Below are 8,034 nucleotides of genomic sequence, written 5' to 3' on the forward strand. Positions count from 1 at the left end.
GATCTCCCATTCCTTGTCCGTAAGGTCGAAGCGGGCCATGAGCAAACTCCCTTGCCGTTTGGAAGTTTGAATCACAATCCCGCCTCGATGGGAATCCCGCTTATGGGTACAGAACCTAGAGCAAATCCCCAGCGATCCGGAACGGATCGCGACGACGATTTGCTTCAACATCAAGATCTTAGAGCATGTTGGGTGATTCATTAAAGCACGCAACATGCTCTAACGGGCCGGGTCACTCCAGAACCACGGCTGGGGGCGGCATCCGATCCGGGTGCCGCCCCTATGCGTTCTCGTCCTCGTTTTCGTCCTCCTCATCCCAATCCTCGTCGTCCCAATCGTCGTCGTCCGGGTCGGGATATTGGAGCGGCGCCTCACCCACCGAGGCCACCACCCTGGGATAACGCCGCCGAGGCACCTTTTCCCCGAACCCGATGACCTCGGTGTGGAACAGCCATTCGTCCCCGTAGTCGAACAGGAAGATCAACTGGCTGCCAATGTCCGCATAGGCGCTCGCCACCGGGGTTTTCTTAACCCCCTGGGCCCCATTGTCGTTCATCCCCATGTCGGTGAAGAGTTCGTACTTGGGGAGCTTCTCCATGAGGTCGGCGCCGGTCAGGCCACTGTAGAAGCCGAAGGCATGATCCATGTCGAAGTCAAAAGCGGCGACAATCCCTTCGGCCAGCCGGAACAGGCTCTGCGAGCCGGGAAGCTCGATATCCCGGTGGAGCGGCGGGTCATCATTGAGGGTGACGCGGATGATATGGGTGGTGTCCGGCATGGTTTCCTCCGTTTGCGAACGATCCGGGTGACCAGCTGGTCCAAAGCATGAGGCATCATGGCCTTGCCCGCCAAGGCTCCCTGTCGGAAACGCGACACTGTCCGACAACCGCCGCGACGCCCCACTCATGAAACCAGCAAAATCAACGCCTTAATCTCTGGCACGATCCATGCTTCCAAGCTGGCATGGTTTCCAGAGGAAAGGCCGTTCCATGTCCGGTGCCCTGAAGCGTCGCGTCACCCAGCTCCAGAACGAGCCGACCTGCCCGACCAGCCTGGCCAAGAGCGATGCCGACAAGCGCAAGGGCTGCGCGGTGCGCGGGTTGACCCCGGGGGCGGCGGCCGGCGGCTGCGCCTTCGACGGGGCGATGATCACCCTGCAGCCGGTGGTCGATGCCCTGCACCTGATCCACGGCCCCATCGCCTGCCTGGGCAACAGTTGGGACAACCGCCACTCCGGCACCACCGGCCCGACCCTCTACCGGCGCGGCTTCACCACCGACATGAGCGAGCTGGATGTCATCCACGGCGGCGAGAAGCGGCTGTGGAAGGCGCTCAAGCAGGCCATCGCGCGCCACCAGCCGCCGGCCGTGTTCGTCTACCAGACCTGCGTGCCGGGGCTGATCGGCGACGACATCGTGGCCGTCTGCAAGGAGGCCACCGAGCGCCTGGGCACCCCCTGCATTCCGGTCGAGGCGCCGGGCTTCATCGGCTCGAAGAACCTGGGCAACAAGCTGGCCGGGCAGGTCCTGCTGGACCACGTCATCGGCACCCGCGAGCCCGACCCCGAGCTTGATCCGGCCGGCCCGACCGACGTCAACCTGATCGCCGAATACAACGTCGCCGGCGAGTTGGCCCACGTCACCCCGCTGTTCGACGCCCTGGGCATCAAACTGCGCACGGCGCTGACCGGCGACGCCCGCTTCCACCGCCTGCAGACCGCCCACCACGCCAAGGTGAACATGGTGCTGTGCAGCCACGCCCTGTTCCATGTCGCCCGGCACATGGAACAGCGCTGGGGCATCCCCTGGTTCGAGGGCAGCTTCTACGGCATGGCGGCGATCGGCCATTCGCTGCGCCACTTCGCCCGACTGCTCGCCGAGCAGGGCGCCGACCCCACCCTGCCCGCGCGCGCCGAGGCCCTGATCGCCGAGCGCGAGGCCGCCACCAAGGCGGCGCTGGCCCCCTACATGGCGCGCATCCGGGGCAAGAAGGCGCTGCTTTACACCGGCGGCCACAAGAGCTGGTCGGTGGTCTCGGCCTTGCAGGAGCTGGGGCTCGAGGTCATCCGCACCTCGGTCCGCAAGGCCACCGAGACCGACAAGGGCCGCGCCCTGGAACTGCTCGACGACGACGAGGACCGGCTCGCCGGGGCCATCCCCAACCCCGAGCTTTACCGCATCCTGAAGGAGGGCGAGGCCGACATCATGCTGTCCGGCGGGCGCTCGCAGTTCGTCGCCCTGAAGGCCGCCGCGCCGTGGCTCGACATCAACCAGGAGCGCCATCACACCTACGCCGGCTACGACGGCCTGATCACCCTCGCCCGCGAGCTGGACAAGGCCCTGAACAGCCCGGTCTTCCCGGCCGCCCGCGCCGCCGCCCCGTGGGACGACGACGGCAACCTTCTGCCCGAGATGGGAGAGCCGGCATGACCGCCCTGCCCCGCAAATCGCCCTCCGCCAAGGGTTCCCACGCCAAGGCGCTGTCCGAGAACCCCTTGAAGATGTCGCCGGCGCTGGGCGCCAGCCTCGCCATTCTGGGGCTGGAAGGCTCGGTGCCGCTGCTCCACGGGGCCCAAGGCTGCACCGCCTTCGGGCTGGTCATCATGGTCCGCCACTTCAAGGAGCCGATCCCCATCCAGACCACCGCCATGAGCGAGCTGACCACCATCCTCGGCGGGGCGGACAACCTGGAACAGGCGGTGCTCACCCTGAAATCCAAGCTGGGGCCCAAGGTGATCGGCGTCTGCTCGACCGGCCTCACCGCCACCCGGGGCGAGGATCTGGCGGCCGACCTCAAGCGCATCGCCGCCGAGCAGGCCGAGACCCTGGACGGCACCCGTCTGATCGGCATCGACACCCCGGACTACGCCGGCGGGCTGGAGGACGGCTGGTCGCGCGCCGTGACCGCCATGATCGACCAGGTGGCCCGGCCCAACCCCGGGCCGCGCGACCCCAAGCGCATCGCCCTGCTGGCCGGCTGCCACCTGAGCGCCGGCGACATCGACGAGTTGCGCGACCTCGCCGAGGCCTTCGGCCTGGAGGCCACCGTGGTGCCCGATCTGGCCGACTCGCTGGATGGCCACCTGCCGCCGGCGTGGCCCAAGACCACCCCCGGCGGCACCCGCCTTCAGGACATCGAGACCCTGGGCGCCGCCGGCGCCGTGCTCGCCCTGGGCCGCCACATGGAACCGGCCGCCCGGCTGCTTGAGGACCGCACCGGCTGCCCGGCCCTGGTGCTGCCCAACCTGACCGGCCTGACCGAAAGCGACCGTCTGGTCGCCACCCTGGCCCGCCTCTCCGGCCGCCCGGTGCCGGCCCGCCTGCGCCGCCAGCGCGACCGCCTGCGCGATACCCTGCTCGACGCCCACTTCCACACCGGCGACAAGGGCATCGCCGTGGCCGCCGAGCCCGACCTGCTGGCCGCCCTGGTCGGTCTGGTGGAAAGCCTGGGGGCCCGCATCACCGCCGCCGTGGCGCCGCAGTCCGGCCCGGCGCTGGAGGAAATCAAGGCGCCGGTGACCATCGGCGACCTGGGCGACCTGGAAGACATGGTCCGCGCCGCGCCGGAGCCCTGCCACCTGATCATCAGCCACAGCCACGGCCGCCACCCGGCCCAGGCCCTGGGCCTGCCCCTGCTCAGGGCCGGTTTTCCGCAGTTCGACCGCATCGGAGCCCAACATCAGGTCTCGGTCGGCTACCGGGGCACCCAGGCCCGGGTGGTCGAGCTGGCCAACCTGTTCATCGACCACCCGGGCGACCACTGACGGTTTCGCCCCCATCCCAAGGAGAGCCCCCATGGCCGCCCGCCGGCTGTCCGTCGTCGACACCGATCCCGCCCCCGCCGCCGCCCCCGGGCCGCGCCTGCGCGTCGCCCTGGCGACCCAGGACATGCGCGCCGTCAACGCCCACTTCGCCGGCGCCCGCACGCTGGCCATCTACGATGTCGGCCTGGAGGACGCCACCCTGATCGAGGCGGTGCAGTTCGCCGACCCCTCGCCCGAGGACGGCCGTCACGATGATTCGGCCGGCCGCCTGGAAGCCCGCATCGCGGCCCTGGAAGGCTGCGCCCTGCTCTTCGTGCGGGCCATCGGCGGACCGGCGGCGGCCAAGGTGATCAAGGCCCGGGTGCACCCCATGAAGGTGGCCGACGACACCCCGGTGGACGAGGTCCTGGCCCGCGTGCAGACCATGATGAAGGGCACCCCGCCGCCCTGGCTGCGCAAGATCCTGGCGGTCGACGCCCCGGACTCCGACCGCCCCGCCTTCCTCGACGACGACGAGTGATCCCCCCTTTCGGAGAGCTTCCATGAACGCCATCACCTTCACCACCCGCGACGGCACCCCGTGGACGCCGCGCTACCTGGAGTCCATCGATGCCGAATCGTGCATCGGCTGCGGCCGCTGCTACAAGGTCTGCCCGCAGGACGTGCTGGCCCTGATGGGGGTCAACGAGGACGGCGATCTGGTCGACCCGTTCGACGACGACGAGGAGATCGAGCGCAAGGTGATGACCGTCGCCAACCCCGGCGCCTGCATCGGCTGTGCCGCCTGCGAACGCATCTGCGGCAGCCGCTGCCAGATGCACATGGCCGCCTGAGGCGGTCGTGGCCACCGGGCCCAGCCTGACCGCCGCCGTCCACCCGGCCCTGTGTGAACCGGACCGGACGCTGCTGGCCGCCATCATCGCCAAGGGACTGGCCGAGGCCGGCCCCGGGCCCGGGCTGGCCGTCGCCCTGGGCCTGGAAGGGGCCCGGCTGAAGGCCCTTCTGCGCAACGTCCTGCCCGGCGCGCCCGAGCTGGCGGCCAGCCTGCCGCCCGGCGCCTCGGCCGGGCCGGCGGCGCTGGAGGAGCCCGACCTCAGGGCCCTGCTGGCCGAGAGTCTGGCCCCCGCCCCACCCGGCCCGGCGGCCGAGTTCGCCGCCGCCCTGCCGGCCATCCTGGCCCGTCGCTGCCAGGGCCCAGGGCACCTGTGGTGCGACCTGGGGCTGGCCGACCGTGGCCAGTTGCAGGGCCTGATGGGGCGTCACTTCCCGGCCCTCAAGGCCGACAACCCGGGCATGCGCTGGAAGAAGTACCTGTACCGGGTGCTGTGCCGGCGCGAGGGGCTGACCATCTGCAAGGCCCCCAATTGTCGCGACTGCGTCGACTACGCCGCGTGCTTTGTCGACCCCGGCGTGGCTGATGTCGGACATCCGACAGGAGCCACCCTCAACTAATCCAAGCCTTTCAGCCGCTTAGCGTTTGGCATACGGCTTGCTTTACAGACCTTCGAGATCGTTTCCCCTTGCCGGAGGTCGCCCCGCCATGATCACCCTCACCGAACGGGCCGCCGACGCCGTCCGTGGCGTCCTGGCCACCAACAACGAGGCCTGTGGCCTGCGCATCATGTGTGCCGCCGGCGGCTGTGCCGGCCTGCAGTACAGCATGGGCCTGGTGGCCAGCGCCGAAGCGGCCGACCAGGTGCTGACCTGCCACGGCCTGACCGTCTACGTGGACCCGGACAGTTGCTCCCTGCTGAAGGGGGTGTGCATCGACTTCGTCGACGATGACGAGGGCGCCGGTTTCGTCTTCGACCACCCCAACCCGCCGGGCTGCTCCTGCGCCAAGGCCATGTGAGGCCGGCCGCCATGCAGCCTCCTGAAGCCTCTCCCGTCATCCTCACCGACACCACCCTGCGCGACGGCGAACAGACCGCCGGCGTCGCCTTCACCCGGGCCGAGAAGCTGACCATCGCGCAGGCCCTGGACGCCGCCGGCATCGGCGAGATGGAAATCGGCATCCCCGCCATGGGGGCCGAGGAACAGGCCGACATGCGGGCCATCGTCGAATTGAGCACCGCCGCCACGCCGCTCGCCTGGTGCCGCCTTCGGGCCGAGGACCTGAACGGCGCCCGGGCCACCGGGGTGCCCATGGTCAACCTGTCGGTGCCGGTCAGCGACCAGCAGATCAGCCGCAAGCTGGGCAAGGACCGCGCCTGGGCCCTGACCCGCCTGGGCGAGCTGATCCGGCGGGCCCGCGACATGGGGCTGCGCGTCGCGGTGGGCGGCGAGGACAGCTCGCGCGCCGACCCGGCCTTCCTGGAAACCGTGGTCGCCACCGCCGAGGAAGCCGGCGCCGAACGCTTCCGCTTCGCCGACACCCTGGGCGTGCTCGATCCCTTCCAGACCCGCGAGGCCCTGGCCCGCCTGCGCCGCGCCACCCGGCTGGACCTGGAAATCCATTCCCACGACGACCTGGGCATGGCCACCGCCAACGCCATCGGCGCCGTGCTGGGCGGGGCGACCCACGTCTCGACCACCGTCAACGGCCTTGGCGAGCGGGCCGGCAACGCGCCGCTGGAAGAGGTCGCCATGGCCCTGATGCAGGCCCACCAGCGCCCCACCGGCATCGACCCGGCGGCGCTGGGCCCGGTCTCGGCGCTGGTCGCCCAGGCCAGCGGGCGGCCGGTGTGGGCCAGCAAGAGCATCGTCGGCGCGGCAGTGTTCACCCACGAAAGCGGCATCCACGTGCATGGCCTGCTGCGCGACCCGGCCAACTATCAGGCCCTGGACCCGGCCCTGCTCGGCCGCCACCACGAGTTGGTGCTGGGCAAGCATTCGGGCCTCGCCGGCCTGCGCCACGCCTGCCGGCAGCTGCTGGGCCGCGACCTCGACCCGGCCCAGGCAGCCGAAATCCTGCCCCGTCTGCGCCACTTCGTCAGCCAGGGCAAACGCGCCCCGACACCGGCCGAACTGGCCGCCCTGATCGACACCCCCGCCGCCCCCGGAGCCCTGTCATGAGCCAACCGACCCTGTCCCAACGTCTGGCCGGCCTGTCCTCGGCCGAGGAGTTCTTCCAGGAGTTGGAGGTGCCGTTCGAGCCCAAGGTGCTCAATTCGCGCCGCCTGCATGTCCTTCAGCGCTATCACGACCTGCTGGCCGAACCCCCCTGCGGTGCCCCCGACGACCGCGAGCGCCACCGCGCCGCCCTGGCCCAGGCCTACGCCGAGCTGTCCGGCATCGAGCCGCGCGAGGCCAAGCTGTTCAAGGTCTTCAAGCAGCCGAAAACGCCGGCCGGCCGGGGCTTTGTGGGTCTCTCGACACTGACCAAATAACGCGCGGAAACTCACATATATTGGGCGGCGCACGCCATCAGCCCAACATGTAGCGCCTGATACCGCACGCTTGGGGTCAGGTATGCGACCATGATCCCTCGACCAGCCAGCGCGGAGGCGGGCGATGATCGAGGGACACCCACCCGGGCCGACACCCGAAGCTGGCCGCCAGCCCCCTCGGCGGAGCGGCCCGGACAGCGTCGCCCCGGCGGCCTTTCCGGCCGGCCTGGGCGGCTGGCGGCCAGCCCATGCCTTCGCCCGAACCGCCGATGGCGAGACGGTGGGCGGAGCCCGCCTGGACTTTGCCGCCCCGCCGCCGCCAAGCGCCACGATGGTCCTGCTCGGGGCCCAGGAAGACTCGCAGAACGCCCCCCCCAGCGACGACGCAGCCCGCCACGCCCAAGCCCGCCGCGCCTATCTGGCCGGCTTGGGGCGATAGACGGCGCGCACCCCGGCCGCCAACCGCATGATCAGTTCGTATACTGCGGCATGAAACACGCGCGAGCGGACGGCATCATCGTGCCCGCGCCCGGGGCCAGGGTAAACGACCCCTCGATGCCACGCTGACGCAACGCCCCCCACATAAGCCTCGGCCAGCGCGAGGCGGCTCCTGCAAGGCAGGCTGCCGAGGCAATCCGGCGCGACAGAGGACCCCTCGGCCCGCACCGGACCAGCCTGCGCGCGCATCAGGGCAGACGGAAAAATAAAAGAAACTGTGAATCAACCCTCTAACTTATATATTATTGACATAATTCTACCAGCCAAATCCGCCGCCCTCTCTTCTCCTTTGATATCTAAATTTAACTCTTTTGGATTAGCCATTCTATCTAAAACACCTAAGCCTCTTAGAGCCTGATCGGAAAAGAGTTGAGTGATTTCAGTCGGTTGTGATTCGATGGGTGGTGTCTAGGCATCCATGGAGCACAACATGTGGACCGAAAT

10 protein-coding genes are annotated in these 8,034 nt (G+C 69.3%); 9 read left to right on the forward strand and 1 reads right to left on the reverse strand.

What is annotated here, in order from left to right; all coding sequences use genetic code 11:
• Positions 1 to 280: 280 nt before the first annotated feature.
• Positions 281 to 778, reverse strand: a complete 498-nt coding sequence (locus BLR95_RS15010; RefSeq protein WP_092622020.1) for an IS1096 element passenger TnpR family protein — start codon at positions 776 to 778, stop codon at positions 281 to 283.
• A 211-nt stretch (positions 779 to 989) separates the two neighbouring features.
• Here BLR95_RS15010 and nifE point away from each other — a divergent pair, with 211 nt between their 5' ends.
• The 9 genes from nifE to BLR95_RS15055 all read left to right on the forward strand — a co-directional run bounded on the left by nifE (position 990) and on the right by BLR95_RS15055 (position 7,531).
• Entirely contained in the window at positions 990 to 2,429 is a 1,440-nt protein-coding gene (gene nifE / locus BLR95_RS15015) for a nitrogenase iron-molybdenum cofactor biosynthesis protein NifE (RefSeq protein ID WP_092622022.1), read from the forward strand.
• Positions 2,426 to 3,763 carry a nitrogenase iron-molybdenum cofactor biosynthesis protein NifN gene (gene nifN, locus BLR95_RS15020; RefSeq protein WP_218119576.1) on the forward strand — a complete coding sequence of 446 codons (1,338 nt, stop codon included), beginning with the start codon at positions 2,426 to 2,428 and terminating at the stop codon, positions 3,761 to 3,763. The genes nifE and nifN overlap by 4 nt, the downstream gene beginning before the upstream one ends.
• A 31-nt stretch (positions 3,764 to 3,794) precedes the next feature.
• Entirely contained in the window at positions 3,795 to 4,283 is a 489-nt protein-coding gene (nifX, locus tag BLR95_RS15940; RefSeq protein ID WP_218119577.1) for a nitrogen fixation protein NifX, read from the forward strand.
• 22 nt (positions 4,284 to 4,305) lie between these two features.
• Positions 4,306 to 4,596 (forward strand): ferredoxin III, nif-specific, encoded by a 291-nt coding sequence (gene fdxB, locus BLR95_RS15030; protein ID WP_092622026.1) that lies wholly within the window; start codon positions 4,306 to 4,308, stop codon positions 4,594 to 4,596.
• Between the two features lie 7 nt (positions 4,597 to 4,603).
• Positions 4,604 to 5,215, forward strand: coding sequence for a nitrogen fixation protein NifQ (locus BLR95_RS15035; protein WP_176787908.1), 612 nt, complete (start codon positions 4,604 to 4,606; stop codon positions 5,213 to 5,215).
• An 88-nt stretch (positions 5,216 to 5,303) separates the two neighbouring features.
• On the forward strand, positions 5,304 to 5,615 hold the full coding sequence (locus tag BLR95_RS15040) for a HesB/IscA family protein (protein WP_092622030.1): 312 nt from the start codon (positions 5,304 to 5,306) through the stop codon (positions 5,613 to 5,615).
• 11 nt (positions 5,616 to 5,626) lie between these two features.
• Positions 5,627 to 6,778 carry a homocitrate synthase gene (nifV, locus tag BLR95_RS15045; RefSeq protein ID WP_092622032.1) on the forward strand — a complete coding sequence of 384 codons (1,152 nt, stop codon included), beginning with the start codon at positions 5,627 to 5,629 and terminating at the stop codon, positions 6,776 to 6,778.
• Complete coding sequence (locus BLR95_RS15050; RefSeq protein ID WP_092622034.1) at positions 6,775 to 7,092, forward strand: nitrogenase-stabilizing/protective protein NifW; 318 nt, start codon at positions 6,775 to 6,777, stop codon at positions 7,090 to 7,092. The genes nifV and BLR95_RS15050 overlap by 4 nt, the downstream gene beginning before the upstream one ends.
• 124 nt (positions 7,093 to 7,216) lie before the next feature.
• Positions 7,217 to 7,531, forward strand: coding sequence for a hypothetical protein (locus BLR95_RS15055; RefSeq protein WP_092622036.1), 315 nt, complete (start codon positions 7,217 to 7,219; stop codon positions 7,529 to 7,531).
• Positions 7,532 to 8,034 lie beyond the last annotated feature (503 nt).

Origin of the sequence: Roseospirillum parvum, from assembly GCF_900100455.1 — a bacterium.
Lineage (GTDB): Bacteria > Pseudomonadota > Alphaproteobacteria > Rhodospirillales > Rhodospirillaceae > Roseospirillum > Roseospirillum parvum.